Source organism: Aeromicrobium sp. Leaf245, assembly GCF_942548115.1.
In the GTDB taxonomy this organism is placed as follows: domain Bacteria; phylum Actinomycetota; class Actinomycetes; order Propionibacteriales; family Nocardioidaceae; genus Aeromicrobium.
Genome location: NZ_OW824151.1, coordinates 328647 through 342484, shown reverse-complemented (window position 1 = coordinate 342484; position 13838 = coordinate 328647). Strand labels below are relative to the sequence as shown.

General features: G+C 72.0%; 17 protein-coding genes and 1 tRNA gene. 5 read left to right on the top strand and 13 right to left on the bottom strand.

The window, feature by feature from the left end; genetic code table 11:
• Nucleotides 1-7: 7 nt before the first annotated feature.
• Nucleotides 8-493: a cell division protein CrgA gene (locus NBW76_RS01655; RefSeq protein ID WP_082480632.1), complete on the bottom strand. Its 486-nt coding sequence runs from the start codon at nt 491-493 to the stop codon at nt 8-10.
• 56 nt (nt 494-549) lie between these two features.
• On the opposite strand from NBW76_RS01655, the gene NBW76_RS01650 reads away from it, so the two are divergent.
• A complete protein-coding gene (locus NBW76_RS01650) occupies nt 550-1293 on the top strand; it encodes a DUF881 domain-containing protein (RefSeq protein ID WP_056557064.1) in 744 nt (247 codons plus the stop codon).
• A 7-nt stretch (nt 1294-1300) separates the two neighbouring features.
• Here NBW76_RS01650 and pknB read toward each other — a convergent pair whose 3' ends face one another.
• The 6 genes from pknB to NBW76_RS01620 are packed head-to-tail and all read right to left on the bottom strand — an operon-like array spanning nt 1301 to nt 8466.
• Entirely contained in the window at nt 1301-3073 is a 1773-nt protein-coding gene (gene pknB, locus NBW76_RS01645) for a Stk1 family PASTA domain-containing Ser/Thr kinase (RefSeq protein WP_056557067.1), read from the bottom strand.
• 27 nt (nt 3074-3100) lie between these two features.
• Nucleotides 3101-4570 carry a penicillin-binding protein 2 gene (locus NBW76_RS01640; protein WP_055962097.1) on the bottom strand — a complete coding sequence of 490 codons (1470 nt, stop codon included), beginning with the start codon at nt 4568-4570 and terminating at the stop codon, nt 3101-3103.
• Nucleotides 4567-5946, bottom strand: a complete 1380-nt coding sequence (locus NBW76_RS01635; RefSeq protein WP_055962094.1) for an FtsW/RodA/SpoVE family cell cycle protein — start codon at nt 5944-5946, stop codon at nt 4567-4569. Before NBW76_RS01635 ends, NBW76_RS01640 begins: the two co-directional genes overlap by 4 nt.
• Nucleotides 5947-5949: 3 nt before the next feature.
• Nucleotides 5950-7251, bottom strand: a complete 1302-nt coding sequence (locus NBW76_RS01630; protein ID WP_082482080.1) for a PP2C family serine/threonine-protein phosphatase — start codon at nt 7249-7251, stop codon at nt 5950-5952.
• A 4-nt stretch (nt 7252-7255) separates the two neighbouring features.
• Entirely contained in the window at nt 7256-7744 is a 489-nt protein-coding gene (locus tag NBW76_RS01625) for an FHA domain-containing protein (RefSeq protein ID WP_055962090.1), read from the bottom strand.
• Nucleotides 7744-8466, bottom strand: a complete 723-nt coding sequence (locus NBW76_RS01620; RefSeq protein WP_055962086.1) for a DUF3662 and FHA domain-containing protein — start codon at nt 8464-8466, stop codon at nt 7744-7746. The genes NBW76_RS01625 and NBW76_RS01620 overlap by 1 nt, the downstream gene beginning before the upstream one ends.
• 292 nt (nt 8467-8758) lie before the next feature.
• Between NBW76_RS01620 and NBW76_RS01615 the strand changes: the two genes are divergently transcribed.
• Both NBW76_RS01615 and NBW76_RS01610 read left to right on the top strand, forming a co-directional pair.
• Nucleotides 8759-8841 (top strand) — tRNA-Leu (locus NBW76_RS01615).
• A 243-nt stretch (nt 8842-9084) separates the two neighbouring features.
• Nucleotides 9085-9255 carry a hypothetical protein gene (locus tag NBW76_RS01610; RefSeq protein WP_156364908.1) on the top strand — a complete coding sequence of 57 codons (171 nt, stop codon included), beginning with the start codon at nt 9085-9087 and terminating at the stop codon, nt 9253-9255.
• Between the two features lie 142 nt (nt 9256-9397).
• Here the strand turns inward: NBW76_RS01610 and NBW76_RS01605 are convergent, their stop codons facing one another.
• From NBW76_RS01605 to NBW76_RS01585, 5 genes are all read right to left on the bottom strand, one after another.
• On the bottom strand, nt 9398-9559 hold the full coding sequence (locus NBW76_RS01605) for a hypothetical protein (protein WP_156364909.1): 162 nt from the start codon (nt 9557-9559) through the stop codon (nt 9398-9400).
• A 69-nt stretch (nt 9560-9628) separates the two neighbouring features.
• Nucleotides 9629-9937: a hypothetical protein gene (locus tag NBW76_RS01600; protein WP_056557068.1), complete on the bottom strand. Its 309-nt coding sequence runs from the start codon at nt 9935-9937 to the stop codon at nt 9629-9631.
• Nucleotides 9938-9949: 12 nt separating this feature from the next.
• Entirely contained in the window at nt 9950-10342 is a 393-nt protein-coding gene (locus NBW76_RS01595) for a universal stress protein (RefSeq protein WP_055961890.1), read from the bottom strand.
• The gene (locus NBW76_RS01590; RefSeq protein ID WP_056557071.1) at nt 10339-10995 is read right to left on the bottom strand and encodes a class I SAM-dependent methyltransferase; all 657 of its coding nucleotides are present in this window, start codon (nt 10993-10995) and stop codon (nt 10339-10341) included. The genes NBW76_RS01595 and NBW76_RS01590 overlap by 4 nt, the downstream gene beginning before the upstream one ends.
• Before the next feature lie 41 nt (nt 10996-11036).
• The gene (locus tag NBW76_RS01585; protein ID WP_082480630.1) at nt 11037-11507 is read right to left on the bottom strand and encodes a DoxX family protein; all 471 of its coding nucleotides are present in this window, start codon (nt 11505-11507) and stop codon (nt 11037-11039) included.
• Nucleotides 11508-11661: 154 nt separating this feature from the next.
• On the opposite strand from NBW76_RS01585, the gene NBW76_RS01580 reads away from it, so the two are divergent.
• On the top strand, nt 11662-12282 hold the full coding sequence (locus tag NBW76_RS01580; RefSeq protein ID WP_055966039.1) for a LysE family translocator: 621 nt from the start codon (nt 11662-11664) through the stop codon (nt 12280-12282).
• Nucleotides 12283-12285: 3 nt separating this feature from the next.
• On the opposite strand, the gene NBW76_RS01575 is transcribed toward NBW76_RS01580, so the two are convergent.
• A complete protein-coding gene (locus NBW76_RS01575; protein WP_056557073.1) occupies nt 12286-12759 on the bottom strand; it encodes an NUDIX domain-containing protein in 474 nt (157 codons plus the stop codon).
• An 85-nt stretch (nt 12760-12844) separates the two neighbouring features.
• Here NBW76_RS01575 and NBW76_RS01570 point away from each other — a divergent pair, with 85 nt between their 5' ends.
• Nucleotides 12845-13765: an NADP-dependent oxidoreductase gene (locus NBW76_RS01570; RefSeq protein WP_200914466.1), complete on the top strand. Its 921-nt coding sequence runs from the start codon at nt 12845-12847 to the stop codon at nt 13763-13765.
• Nucleotides 13766-13838: the final 73 nt, after the last annotated feature.

Below are 13838 nucleotides of genomic sequence, written 5' to 3'. Positions count from 1 at the left end.
GGGGAGGTCACTCCCACTTCATCGCGAACCCGAAGGCCGCGACGATGAACCCCATGCCGATGACGATGTTCCAGTCGCCGAGGTCGGAGTAGACCGGGATCTGGATGTCGGTGCCGGAGATGACGTAGAAGACCACGATCCAGAGCAGGCCGACCAGGGCCGAGGCGATCATCAGCGGCGCGGCGTACCGGTTTCCGGTGGGCGCGCCCGGCTCGGGCTCCGGGCGGGTGCGGGCGGCCACGGACGACGCGGCGAAGGCGAGGACGGCGGCGACGGCGAAGTTCCAGCCGCCCAGGCGGAAGAGGCCGGGGATCGCTCCGACGTTGGGGAAGGAGCGGTCCGAGACCGTGAAGAAGGCGCCGACCGCCCACGCGATCGCCACCACGAGCAGCAGCAGGGCGAGCGGGTGCAGCCAGCCACCTCGGGGGGTGCGGACCTTGCTCGGGTTGCTGTTCTTGGCCACGGGGATCTCTTTCGGCTGCCTACGGGACATTCTGGGCTAGCGTAGTCGCCGACGTGGTCGTCGTCGGACTGGGGAGAGGGACACGCATGTCAGGGTCGCGTGCGCGGTCGCAGGTCCGGTCCCGCCGGGGCTGGTCGGTGGCGGTGCTGCTGGTGTGCTCGGTGGCCGGCCTGACCGCAGCCGCCGCCCACGCGACGTCGGACGGCGAGGACCTGCGCCCGGCCGGTGGCGACATCGCCTCGCTCGTCTCCGACCGCACGCTCCGGGTGGAGCAGCGCCAGCAGCAGGCCGACGACCTGCAGCGCGAGATCGACGACGTCCTCGACGCCGCCGACCGCAGCAGCGGCATCGACGCGGTGACCCGACAGCTGCGGTCGCTGCGCGACGTCGCAGGACTCAGCACGGCCCGCGGGCCGGGCATCAGGGTCACGCTCGACGACGCACCGCGCAGCGCCGCCACCTCGGGGGTCGACCCCAACTACCTCGTGGTCCACCAGCAGGACCTCCAGGCGTTCGTGAACGCGCTGTGGGCCGGTGGGGCCGAGGCGGTGAGCCTGCAGGGTCAGCGGCTGGTGTCCACCACGGCGATCGTGTGCGTCGGCAGCACGGTCATCATCGACGGCCGGCCCTACTCCCCGCCCTACGTCGTCGAGGCGATCGGCGACCGTCCGGGCATGACGTACTCGCTCGGCACGTCGCCCGAGGTCGTCAACTACGAGCGCTACGTGACCAAGTACCGACTGGGCATGAAGGTCGAGTCGAGCGACGACCTCGTGATCGGTCCCTACACCGGCACGACCGCGCTGCAGCACGCGCGCCCGCTGGCCTGACCCCGGGCTACTGGCCCAGCCCGTCGGCCACGCCGTCGGCCCCGGCATCGGCGTCGGCCTCGCCGTTCGCGTCGGCGTCACCGTTGCCCGGGCCCCCGTCGTCGCCGGGGTTGCTCGACACGGTGATCTCGATCGACGACCCCGGCGGCACGGTCTGCCCGGCCGGTGTGGACTGGCCGGTCACCTCGTCCTCGGGGGCGCTCGACGACGGGTCCTCGGTGACCGAGACCTCGAGGTCGAGGTCCTCGAGCGCCTTCTGTGCCTCGTCGCGCGACATGCCGATGACGTTGGGCACGGTGACCTCGCCCTCGGACACGATCACGGTGACGGTGGCCCCGACGTCGACGCTCTGGCCGGCCGGGGGGTTGGTGTTGATGACGGTGTCCTTGGACTCGTCGGAGGCCCGTTCCTCCTTCTTGACCTTCAGGCCCTCGCCCTCCAGGGCGTCCTTGGCCTCGTCGTAGTTCAGCCCGACGACGTTGGGCACCTGGACCTGCTCGGGTCCGGACGACACGATCAGCTCGATCTCCGAGCCGTCGGGGGCCATGGAGTCGCCCTCGGGGGTCTGGGAGACGACGTTGCCGCTCTCGACGTCGGCGTCGGGACGTTCCTCGGTCGTGACGGTGAACCCCTCGCCCTCGAGGGTGCGCTGGGCGGCCACGGCGTCCTGGCCGACCACGTCGGGCACGCGCACCTGGGCCGGGTCCTCGGTGTCGTTGCCGGCGAGCAGGAAGTACGCGAGGCCGGCGATGATCAGCGCGGCGAGGATGCCGAGCGCCCACCACAGGGCCTTGTTCTTCTTCTCCTCCTCCTCGTCGTCGGCCACGGCGGGCTGGGTGCCCGTGGCGGCTGCGGCGGCGACGGCAGGGGCCACGGCGGTGGCCGCCGGGATGGCCGAGGTGGCCTGCGTGGGAGCGTCGACGTGCTGGCCGGCGATGGCGCGCTCGAGGTCCTTGCGCATGTCGGCGGCCGACTGGTAGCGGTCGTCGGTGCGCTTGGCGAGGGCCTTGGCGACGATGTGGTCGACCGGCTGCGACACGTCGGGGTTCAGCTGCGACGGAGGACGGGCCTCCTCGCGGACGTGCTGGTACGCCACCGACACGGGGCTGTCGCCGACGAACGGCGGGCGCCCGGTGAGCAGCTCGTAGAGCAGGCAGCCGGTGGAGTAGATGTCGGAGCGGGCGTCGACGGTCTCGCCGCGCGCCTGCTCGGGGGAGAGGTACTGCGCGGTGCCGATGACGGCCGCGGTCTGCGTCATGGCGCTGGAGGAGTCGGCGATCGCGCGGGCGATGCCGAAGTCCATGACCTTGACCTGGCCCGACGGCGTCAGCATGACGTTGGCCGGCTTGATGTCACGGTGGATGATGCCGGACCGGTGCGAGTAGTCGAGCGCGCTGAGCACGTCGGCGGTGATCGACAGCGCCCGCTCGGGCAGGATCTTGCGGTCGTCGCGCAGGATCTCGCGCAGCGTCTGGCCCTCCACGTACTCCATGACGATGTACGGGATGTGGTTGCCGTGCTTGTCGGTGGAGTCGCCGGTGTCGTAGACGGCGACGACGGCCGGGTGGTTCAGGGCGGCCGCGGACTGGGCCTCGCGCCGGAAGCGGGCCTGGAAGGTGTCGTCGGAGGACAGGTCGGCCCGCAGCTGCTTGATCGCCACGGTGCGGCCGAGACGCAGGTCGCGGGCCACGCGGACGTCGGCCATGCCGCCGCGCCCCAGCAGTCCGCCGAGCTCGTAGCGCTCGCCGAGCAGGATGGGCTCGTCGGGGGTACCGGTCATGGTGTCACTCTCCCTGAGGGGTCGAAGTCACTCACCGAGCACCGCCTCGATGACGGAGCGTGCGATGGGGCCGGCGAGACGTCCGCCGGCGATCTCGTTGCGGGCGGTGTCCGAGGACTCCACGACCACGGCGACGGCGACCTTGGGGTCGTCGGCCGGGGCGAGGGCCACGAACCAGGCGTAGGGGGGACGGTCCGCGGTGGACTGCGCCGTCCCGGTCTTGGCGCCGACGTCGACGCCGGGGATCTGGGCCGAGGTGGCCGTCCCGGACTCGACCGTCGCGACCATCATGTCGCGCAGCTTGGCGGCGTTGTCGGAGGTCATGGCCTCGCTGAGCTCCTCGGGCTCGAGGGACTCGATGACCCGGAGGCTGGGCGAGCGCACGGTCTTGACCACCTGCGGCTTCATGACGACACCGTCGTTGGCGATGCCGGCGCCGACCATGGCCATCTGCAGCGGAGTGGCCGCGACCTCGAACTGGCCGATGCCGCTCTGGGCGAGCTGCGGGGCCTCGAGGTCGGTGCCCTCGACCGTGAAGCGGCTGGCGTTGTTGCGCAGGCCCTCGATCGGGTCGGTGCCGAAGCCGAACTTGCGTGCCTGCTCCTCGAGCTTGTCCTGGCCGATCTTGCCGGCGAGGTCGCCGAAGGAGACGTTGCAGGAGACCTGGAGGGCGCGCTCGAAGGTGATCTCGTCGCCGCCGCAGTTGCCACCGTTCTCGTTGGGCAGCGTGTAGTCGATGCCGGGGAACGACAGGCGCGCGCCGCCCTTGACGTCGTCGTCGGGCTCCAGGCCCAGCTCGTCGAGCGCAGCCGCGGCGGTGACCAGCTTGAACGTGGAGCCGGGGGGCAGGATCTGCTCGGTGGCCCGGTTGGTGAGCGGGTCGTCGTCGTCGCCCTGCAGCTTCTCCATGGCGTCGGCGACCTCGCCGAAGTCGTGGCTGGCCAGGGCGTTGGGGTCGTAGGACGGCTGACTGACCATGGCGAGCACCTCGCCCGTCTTCGGGTCGAGCGCGGCGACGGCGCCCTTGGTGTCCTTGCCGAGGGCCTCGAGCCCGCTGGCGGCCACCTTCTGCGCCTGGGGGTCGATGGTCAGCTCGACGCTGCCGCCCTGGGGCTTCTTGTTGGCGAACAGGTCGATCACGCGGCTGACGAACAGCCGGTTGTCGTTGCCCGAGAGCACGCGGTTCTGCGACCGCTCGAGGTTCTCGCTGCCGTACAGGTAGGAGAAGTAGCCGGTGAGCGGTGCGTACAGCTCGGCCTGCGGGTAGGTGCGCTGGTACTTGTACTGGTCGTCGCTCGGCTCGCTCTCGGCGATCGCCTCGTCGCCGACGAGGATGGCGCCGCGGTCGCGCGAGAAGTCGGCGTCGATGACGCGCTTGTTGCCCTGGCGGTCGTTGAGGTCCGTGGCCTGCACGAACTGGACCACGTTGACGTTGATGAGCAGCGCCGCGAACAGCACGAGGCACGCCACGGCGAGGTTGCGGATGGGCTTGTTCATGACAGCTTCACCACCTGGGTCTCCTCGTCGTGGTCGAACTGCGACACCTCGGGCGCGGGGCGCCGGGTCTGGTCGCTGATGCGCAGGAGCAGCGCGATGATGGCCCAGTTCATGACGACCGAGGATCCGCCCTGGGCCATGAACGGCGTCGTGAGGCCGGTGAGCGGGATGAGCCGCGTGACGCCGCCGATGACGACGAAGATCTGCAGGGCCATCGAGACGGCGAGGCCGGCCGCGAGGAGCTTGCCGAACGCGTCGCGGCAGGTGAGGGCGATGCGCATGCCGCGCTCGACCACGAGCCCGTAGATCACCAGGATCGCCATGAGGCCGGTGAGGCCGAGCTCCTCACCCATGGCCGCCGCGATGAAGTCCGAGAACGAGAACGGCGTGAGCTGGGGACTTCCCTGGCCCCAGCCCGTGCCGAGGATGCCGCCGTAGGCCATGCCGAACAGGCCGTTGATGATCTGGCCGTTGCGGTCGGGGTCGGCGAACGGGTCGAGCCAGGCGTCGAAGCGCACCCGGACGTGACCGAACGCCAGGTAGCCGAAGTAGGCGCCGACCACGAACAGCCCGCCGCCGACCACGAGCCAGCCGGGGCGCTCGGTGGCGATGTAGAGCATGACCACGAAGAGGCCGAAGAAGAGCAGCGAGGAGCCGAGGTCGCGCTGGAAGACGAGGATGCCGATGCTGATGAGCCAGCCGACGCCGATGGGCCCGAGGTCGCGGCCGCGGGGCAGGTCGATGCCGGCGAAGCGGCGTCCCGCGAGGGCGAGCGCGTCGCGCTTCACGACCAGGTAGCCGGCGAAGAAGATGGCCAGGCAGATCTTGGCGGCCTCGCCGGGCTGGAAGCTGAACGGCCCGAGGTTGATCCAGATGCGGGCGCCGCGGATGTTCTGCCCGATCACCGGCAGCAGGGGCAGGACGAGCAGCGCCAGGGCGAGGAAGCCGAAGGTGTACGTGTAGGCCTGCAGACGTCGGTGGTCGCGCACCACGAGCAGCACCACGGCGAACGCGACGATCCCGAGGGCCGACCAGATGAGCTGGGAGTTCGCGAGCGGCGCGTAGTTGCCACCGAGGCACAAGTCCTCGCAGCCGAGGTCGATGCGGTAGATCATCGCCAGGCCGAGACCGTTGAGGCAGATGACCAGCGGCAGGAGCACGGGGTCGGCGTAGGGCGCGACCTTGCGGACGAACAGGTGGGTCGCGATGGCGGCGACCACGAGGCAGCCGGCCAGCTTGACGGCGCCCGCCGGGATGCGTCCCTCCGAGCCGAGGCCGACCGCGCAGTAGGCAGCCACGCCGATGCAGATGGCGAGCAGCGTGAGCGTCAGCTCGGCCCCGCGGCGCTTGCGCGGGACGAGGGTGGGGGTGGTCATGACCTAGGCCCCCTGCTCGTCGTCGGCCGAGGCGCTCGCGCTGGGCGTGGGGGACGGCGACGGAGTGGGCTCGGGCACGACGGCGAGGTCGCGCAGGTTCTCGACGATCTGCTCGGCGTTGGCCCGGCTGTCGGCCTCGAGCCCGCCCTCGACCTGCTCGGCGCGGAACGCCGGCAGGGTGTCGAGCTCGATGTCGGTGACCTCGTCGACGCGCTGCAGCGTGACGAGCGGGATGTCGGCCTGCACACCGCGGTAGATCGTGACCTTGCCGTCGGACGCGGCCACGTAGTACTGGTCCTGCGTCCACTGGTAGGCGTAGAAGAGACCCGCGGCGATCGCCCCGACGACCACGGCGAGCGCCACGAGCCGACGCACCCAGCGCCACTTGCTGGGCGGGACCGGTGCGTAGCGCAGCTCCTCGGGGTCGGGCTCACGCTCACGCTCGCGCTTGGCCTCGCCGCGGGTGCGGGACTTGCCGGTGCCGCCGGAGGCCTGGCCGGTCCGGGGTCGCGGACCGCCGGACGCCGCGCCGACCAGCTGCGGCTGGCCGTCGGACGACGACAGGTTCTCGTCGGGCTCCCCGTCGTCCTCCACGAGCTCGCCGATGACGACCGTGACGTTGTCGTACCCACCGTTCTCGAGGGCCGTGCGGACCAGCTCGGAGGCGGCGGCGTCGATGGTCTCCGAGGACAGGAGGCGCTCGATCGTGGCGTCGTCGACCATGTCGGACAGGCCGTCGCTGCACAGCAGGAAGCGGTCGCCCAGCTGGCCCTCGAACCAGTCGAAGTCGGCCTCGTTGTCGTCGCGGCCGAGCATGACGCGCAGCAGGAGCGAGCGGTGCGGGTGCACACGCGCCTCCTCGGGCGTCAGCTTGCCCTCCTCCACGAGGCTCTGCACGAAGGTGTGGTCGGTGCTGATCTGGGTGAGCTCGCCGTCGCGCAGCAGGTAGGCGCGGGAGTCGCCGATGTGGGCGGTGGCGAAGCGCTCGCCGTCCCACAGCATGGCCTCGAGCGTGGTGCCCATGCCCTCGACCGAGGGGTCGTCCTGCACCAGCTCGCCAAGTCGGTGGTTGGCGTGGGCGACGGCCTTCTCGAGGGCCTCGAGCGGGTCGATGTCGGGCAGCTCGCGGTCGAGCTGGCGGATGACGTTCATGGCTTCGGCGGAGGCGAGGTCGCCGGCCGCTGCGCCACCCATGCCGTCGGCGACGGCGATGAGCCGGCCGCTCGCGTAGCCGGAGTCCTGGTTCATCGAGCGGCGCAGGCCGACGTCGGTCAGCGCGACGTAGCGCAAGGTCAGGGAGGTCATCGCCCTACTTCCGCAGCTCGACGATCGTCTTGCCCAGGCGGACCTGCAGTCCGAGGCCGACGGGCGTGGGTGAGGTGATGCGCTGGCTGCCCAGGTAGGTGCCGTTGGTGGAGCCGAGGTCCTCGACGAACCACTGCTCGCCGTTGGTGGCGAAGCGTGCGTGGCGCGTGGACACGTAGTCGTCGTCGAGGCGGATGGCGGCGTCGGTGCCGCGGCCGAGCAGCACCGGGCCCTCGCCGAGGGGGACGCTCTGGCCGGAGTTGGGACCCGACACGACCTGCAGCTTGGTGGGCGCGCCGCGCGGGGTGCGCTGCTTCTTGCCGCCCTTGGTCGGCTTGGGCGCCGCCGCGGCCTTGGGCTGGCGCTTGGCCTTGGCCGCGGGGGCCTTCGCGCCGAAGATGTCGGAGCGGATGACGGAGACGGCCGACAGGACGAACAGCCACAGGACGGCGAGGAAGCCGATCTTGATGAGGGTGAGGGTCAGGTCCGACATCAGGCCTCGCTCGTCGTGATGCGGATGGTGAGGGTGGTGTTGCCGAGGCGGATCTCGGACCCGTCGCGGACCGACGCGGTCTGCACGCGCTGCCCGTTGAGGATGACACCGTTGGTGGACTGCAGGTCGGTGACCGTGACGCTCGTGTTGCCGCCGGACTCGTGGACCTTGATGTCGGCGTGCCGGCGCGAGATGCCCGGGTCGTCGATGCGCAGGTCGGCCTCGCTGCCGCGCCCGACGACCACGCCGGGCGGGGTGAGGGGGTGCTTGAGGCCGTTGACCTCGAGCACCACCTGCGAGCTGCGGACGGCGGTCTCGGTCATCCGCTGGCCCTCGACGGGGCGGACCGACGCGTTGGTGCGGCTGCGGACGCGGAACCGGCCGGTGCCGAGCTCGGTCGCCATCACCAGTTGGATGCTGAGCGGGCCTGCCAACGTGTACCGCTGCTCGGTCACGTGCTCCTGGACGAGCGTGGCCAGCTCCGTGGTGAGCGTGTCGCCGAAGGGAGAGAGCCGCTCGTGGTCGACGGCGGACAGCTCGACCGTGAAGTCGTTGGGGACCAGCATCCGCTGGCGCGACAGCACGTGGGCGGAGTTGTCGACCTCGCGCTGGATGGCGGCGGCGATCTCGACGGGCTGCACGGCGCTGCGGAACGCGCGGGCGAACGCACCGGTGACGGCGCCTTCGAGTCGCTGCTCGAAGCGGCTCAGCACTCCTGCCATCAGGTGTCGCTCCTGCCGGTCGGGTCGCGGGTGTCGTCGGTGGTCCCGACGATCGTATCGGCAGGGCCGCAGCACGCGAACTCGCACGCGAACGCGTTCCACCCCGTCATCGGTGGATTCGCAGCATCAGGCCCTCGGGACGGCCCCCATCGGTGGATGTTCGACCCCGGCGGCGCCTCTGCAGTCGAGGATCCACCGATGACGGCGACGGTGGGCGGGTGCTCCGCGCCCCGCGGGCGATCGGCCCGCACGCCTCCTGTTAGACTCGGCGATCGGTTCCTCCGGGAACCATGCGCGAGTGGCGGAACGGCAGACGCGCTGGCTTCAGGTGCCAGTGTCCGCAAGGGCGTGGGGGTTCAAATCCCCCCTCGCGCACACCGAACGACCGAGCCCCGGCAGCACTGCTGCCGGGGCTCGATCGTTGAACGGGCCCGGTCGTTCGGTGTGCATCGGCGGTGTCGGGGATTTGAGGAGGAGGTCGCTCAGCGACCGACGGAGTCCCCCCTCGCGCACACCGAACGACCGAGCCCCGGCAGCACTGCTGCCGGGGCTCGGTCGTCGCTGGGGCCCGAGTAGACCGGACTCGTGCGCGGTGAGGGCTGAACTACCGTGGCGGGCATGGGAGTCTTCTCGCGGACCAGCGCCTTCTTCGGCGTCGATCGGGTGGCAGTTCTCGCGGGCTTCCGCCTGACGACGCGCGGGGTCAGGATGCCCACCTGCCTCACCTGCGGTGCGGTCGTCGCCTACGAGTCGCAGGCCGAGCACTCCGAGTGGCACCAGCGTTCCTGAGGTCGTCGGCGAGCTGACGTGGCGAGCGGGCCCGGGGGGCCGTCCACGGGCGCTCGGCACCGGACGTCACCGAGCCTTTCGGCGACGTGCTGGACGGCTGAGGCTCTCCGCGAGGGCGGTTGCCCGGGTGGGCGGTGATCGACTACTTCCGCCGGCGGCTGTTGTTGTAGCTCGGGACGGACAGCGACAGCAGGCCCGCGGCGAGGAGAAGCAGGGCGATGGTCGTGGTCCCGCTCACGAGGCTCACGATGCCGGCGACCACGAAGAGGAGTCCGGCCACGTACCAGAGGGTGGGGCTGTTCATGGCGTCACGCTAGGACCGGGTGCCGGGGGGCGCCACACGACGACGTCGCTCGTGCAGCGGGCGCACTCGTCAGTCGTCGAGTGCGTCGAGCTGCTCCAGCGCCTCGCGGGCCCGGGCGCGACGGGCGTCGGGGTCGTCCTCCCACCAGCGCGGGCCGCGCTCGCCGAGGCCGTGCTTCGCGAGCCCGACGCGACGACGCGCGGCGGCCACGGCCTCGTCGTCACCGTCCTTCTTCGCCACGCGGACTCCGGAACGGCCGCGGCCGAGGTGCGACGTGAGCGCCTCGACCACGTCGTCGGGCAGGCAGGGGTCGGTACGGCGCCACCGCCGGCCCTTGACCACGAAGAAGTGGTCGTCCTCCACCGGTCCGTCACCCACGGCCGCGTCGTCTCAGTGCGGGACCTTGACCGCCACGACCGGGGCGTCGGCCTCGAGCAGGATGCGCTGGGACGTGCTGCCGAGCACCAGCTTGCCCACGGGGGAGCGGCGACGCTGCCCGATGACCACGAGCGAGACGTCGTCGGCCTTCGCGTGGTCGAGGATCGAGTCGGCGGCCCCGCCGGCGCCGCGGAAGTGCACGACCTCACCGGTCACGCCGTCCTCGGCCAGGCGCGACTCGAGCGCGTCGATCTGCTGCTCCTCGGAGATCGCCTCGTCGGTGTCGGCGCCGGGCGTGGCCACCACGACCACCCGCGAGCCGTCCCTCTTGGCCTGGGCCAGGGCCCACGCCAGCGCGGCCTCGCCCTCGGGGGTCGGGACATATCCCGCCACGATCGTGCTCATGTCATCTCCTCGTCGTCGACGTCCCCCACCGTAGTCGCCGTGGCCACGGCGGTCGTGACGAAAGCCCACGGGCGTCCCATCGGCGGGACCGGGAGGTAGCCCTGGTCGAGCCGGTTCGTCGCGAACCCGGCGCGCTCGAGTATCTCGACGGGGTCGCGCGTCAGGTGGCAGCCCCCGAACGACCGCTGCTGCACGCCGTCGAGCCGACGCTGCCAGCGCACGACGCCCGCGTCGGGAGCGAGCCCGTGCTCGGCCAGGTGCAGGGCGCCGTCCGGGCGCAGCACACGACGAGCCTCGGCCAGGACGGCGGCCGGGTCCTCGACGGTGCAGAGCGTGAACGCGAACAGGACCGCGTCGACCGACCCGGTCCCGACGTCGACCCGGGATCCGTCGATCCCCACACGCCGGACCGCCGCCGAGCAGTCGCCGCGCCGCCCGGCGGACAGCTCCCACGCCACGTCGGAGGGCTCGACGGCCAGCAGCTCGTCCACCGCCGGGGGCAGGAAGCGACAGCTGGTGCCCGAACCGAAGCCGATCTCGAGCACACGGCCGCGCAACCCGCGGGCGACCCGCACGCGGACGTCGTCGAGCTGCGCGTCACCGCAGGCGCGGTCGACGATCCGTGGCACCACGTGCCGGTCCCACCAGCCCATGGGCCACCGTAGGCCGCCGCGGGAGTCAGGCGGGACGGGAGTCAGGCGGGGCGGGGGCGCGCGAGCAGGGCGTCGACGCTCCAGCGTCCGGGCCCGACGAGCGCCAGCAGGAAGGCCGCGGCCGCCAGCACGATCACGAACTCGGCGCCACCGTCGGCGACGAGGAACGCGTCGCGGTGGGCGAACCAGGCCGCGCCCAGCATGGCCACGCCGAGCAGCGGTGCCACGACCGTGGTCAGTGCGCCGGCGACGAGCAGGACGCCGCCCGCCACCTCGAGCGTGGCCAGGAGCACGGCGGTGACGTCGGCCAGCGGCACGCCCATCTGAGCGAACCCGTCCTGCGTGCCACCGATCCCGGCCGACCACTTCTGCCAGCCGTGCACGACGAAGACGACGCCGACGACCACCCGCCCGAGGAGCAGACCGGCGTCGCGGGCGACGGCGGGCCGGTGGTGGTCGAGCGTGCGAGCGAGGCCGGACGTGGCCCGGGTCGATGTGGACTGAGTGGACATGGGACCCCCGAGGTCGTGTGGACGGTACGAGCGGTGGGACGAACGGCCCGCCCCGACCGTTCCGGGGGCCGGTGTGAGCCGGGTCGCGTCGACGCAGGCCTCAGCCCCCTCGGAAGCGGTCACGACCACGGTCGCGGGGCCCTACGCTCTTCCCGTGGCCACGTACCTCTCCTTCCTGGCGTTCGCGGCGCTGCTCGCCGTCGCGCCGGGACCCGACACGTTCCTGACCCTGCGCGCCAGCGTCGTGGGCGGACGTCGGCGCGGGATGTACACGGCCGCCGGCATCACGGCCGCCGGTGCGGTCCAGGGACTCCTCGCCGCGATGGGACTGGGTGCGGTGCTCGCTGCCTCCGAGCCGGTGTTCCTCACGATCCGGTGGGCCGGGGTCGTCTACCTCACGTGGCTCGGGGTCACGGCCCTGCGCTCGGCCCTGCGCCGCGACGGGAGCGCCTGGGCCGTCGGCTCGGGCCGTGCCCAGGTGCGGCGTCGCACCGCCGTGCGCCAGGGCTTCGTCTGCAACATCACGAATCCCAAGGTGCTCGCCTTCAACCTCGCGGTGCTGCCGCAGTTCGTGGGCCGCGACCAGGGCGTGGCCGTGCTCGCTGCCTATGCGCTGACCCTCGTGGCGGTGGGCGCCGTGGTGCTGCTCGTGGTCGTGCACGGGGCGTCCGCCGCCGCGTCACGGATCGCCCGTCCGGGGTTCCGGCGCGGCATCGACGGCGGCACGGGCGTGGTCATGCTCGGCTTCGCGACCGCCCTGGCCGCCGAGTCCTGAGGCTCAGGCCCCCGACCAGCCGAAGGTCGTCGGACCGTCCTCGAGGGCGGCGGCCACGCGACCGCGCATGTCGGCGGTCATGTCCGGCAGGTCGTCGAGGGCGAACCAGCGCGCCTCGGTGTTCTCGCCGTCGGCGGGGTGCGGCTCGCCCGAGACCCACCGCAGGCCGAAGGTGATGTCCGTGTACTGGGTCCGGTCGCCGTTGGCGTAGACGACGACGTCGGTGACCCCCACGCGCGCGACGCGCACCGGCTCCGCCGCGACGCCGGCCTCCTCGAGGGTCTCCCGCACCGCGGCGTCGGCAGGCTCCTCGCCGGGGTCGATGATGCCGGTGACCGGTGTCCACGTGCCGTCGTCGGCCCGGCGGACGAGCAGGACGTCGTCGCCGCGCGTGGTCACCGCCGTGACGCCGGGGAGCCACAGCGGGTCGGTCCCGATCTTCTCGCGAAGGGCGAGGATGAAGTCCGGGGTGCTCATGGGACGAGGGTAGGCGGCACGACTCCCTCCGGGGCGCGGATGGAATGGTCCGCCGCCGTGGTCCGTTGACCATGACATGCGTGCCATGACCTATGCCCAGTACGGAGACGACGACGTCCTCGAGCTCACCGACCAGCCGACCCCCAAGGTCGGACCGGGTGAGCTGCTCGTGGAGGTGCGAGCGGCCTCCGTGAACCCCGTCGACTGGAAGCTCATGAGCGGTGGCCTCGACGCCCTCATGGACGTCCGGTTCCCCGTGGTCCCGGGCTGGGACGTCGCCGGTGTCGTGGCCCAGGTGGGCATCGACACGCCCGAGTTCTCCGTGGGCGACGAGGTCGTGGCCTACAACCGCAAGGACTACGTCCACGGCGGGACCTTCGCCGAGTACACGACGGTCCCGGTGCGTGCCGCCGCCCGCAAGCCGGTCGACGTGTCGTGGGAGGAGGCCGCGTCGCTCCCGCTCGCCGGCCTGACCGCCTTCCAGGCGCTCGAGCGGCTCGAGGTCGGCCCGGAGGACACGGTCCTCGTGCACGGTGCCGGCGGAGGCGTCGGCTCGTTCGCGGTGCAGCTGGCCGCGCGGGCCTTCCGCGCCCGGGTGATCGGATCGGCGTCCAGCAGCCAGCACGACCGCATCCGCGAGCTCGGTGGGGAGCCGGTCGAGTACGGCGACGGCCTGGTCGAGGCCGTGCGCGGGCTCGCCCCCGACGGCGTCTCCGTGGTGCTCGACCTCGTCGGCGGCGTCGTGGACCAGACCACGGCGCTGCTCGAGGAGGACGGCCGTCACGCCTCCATCGCCGACGACGCCGTGCTCGGTGCCGGCGGCGCCTGGTTGTGGGTGCGCCCCGACGCCGACGACCTGGGTCGGCTCGTCGGGCTGGTCGACGACGGCACGCTGCGCATCGAGGTGGAGGACACCTACCCCCTCGAGGAGCTTCCCGCGGCCTTCGCCCGCAGCCAGGAGGGTCACGTGCACGGCAAGCTCGCCGTGCGCGTCAGCACCGACTGACCCCTTCGGCTCCTTCCCGTGCGCCGGGTGGGCCCGCAGGCCCACGTCGGTTGAGCCGCTCGACCCTCGCATC

Excerpts from the sequence above, each read along its gene's own strand:
- NBW76_RS01655 (WP_082480632.1), bottom strand. The coding sequence starts at position 493 with ATGTCCCGTAGGCAGCCGAAAGAGATCCCCGTGGCCAAGAACAGCAAC.
- NBW76_RS01650 (WP_056557064.1), top strand. The coding sequence starts at position 550 with ATGTCAGGGTCGCGTGCGCGGTCGCAGGTCCGGTCCCGCCGGGGCTGG.
- pknB (WP_056557067.1), bottom strand. The coding sequence starts at position 3,073 with ATGACCGGTACCCCCGACGAGCCCATCCTGCTCGGCGAGCGCTACGAG.
- NBW76_RS01640 (WP_055962097.1), bottom strand. The coding sequence starts at position 4,570 with ATGAACAAGCCCATCCGCAACCTCGCCGTGGCGTGCCTCGTGCTGTTC.
- NBW76_RS01635 (WP_055962094.1), bottom strand. The coding sequence starts at position 5,946 with ATGACCACCCCCACCCTCGTCCCGCGCAAGCGCCGCGGGGCCGAGCTG.
- NBW76_RS01630 (WP_082482080.1), bottom strand. The coding sequence starts at position 7,251 with ATGACCTCCCTGACCTTGCGCTACGTCGCGCTGACCGACGTCGGCCTG.
- NBW76_RS01625 (WP_055962090.1), bottom strand. The coding sequence starts at position 7,744 with ATGTCGGACCTGACCCTCACCCTCATCAAGATCGGCTTCCTCGCCGTC.
- NBW76_RS01620 (WP_055962086.1), bottom strand. The coding sequence starts at position 8,466 with ATGGCAGGAGTGCTGAGCCGCTTCGAGCAGCGACTCGAAGGCGCCGTC.
- NBW76_RS01610 (WP_156364908.1), top strand. The coding sequence starts at position 9,085 with ATGGGAGTCTTCTCGCGGACCAGCGCCTTCTTCGGCGTCGATCGGGTG.
- NBW76_RS01605 (WP_156364909.1), bottom strand. The coding sequence starts at position 9,559 with ATGAACAGCCCCACCCTCTGGTACGTGGCCGGACTCCTCTTCGTGGTC.
- NBW76_RS01595 (WP_055961890.1), bottom strand. The coding sequence starts at position 10,342 with ATGAGCACGATCGTGGCGGGATATGTCCCGACCCCCGAGGGCGAGGCC.
- NBW76_RS01590 (WP_056557071.1), bottom strand. The coding sequence starts at position 10,995 with ATGGGCTGGTGGGACCGGCACGTGGTGCCACGGATCGTCGACCGCGCC.
- NBW76_RS01585 (WP_082480630.1), bottom strand. The coding sequence starts at position 11,507 with ATGTCCACTCAGTCCACATCGACCCGGGCCACGTCCGGCCTCGCTCGC.
- NBW76_RS01575 (WP_056557073.1), bottom strand. The coding sequence starts at position 12,759 with ATGAGCACCCCGGACTTCATCCTCGCCCTTCGCGAGAAGATCGGGACC.
- NBW76_RS01570 (WP_200914466.1), top strand. The coding sequence starts at position 12,845 with ATGACCTATGCCCAGTACGGAGACGACGACGTCCTCGAGCTCACCGAC.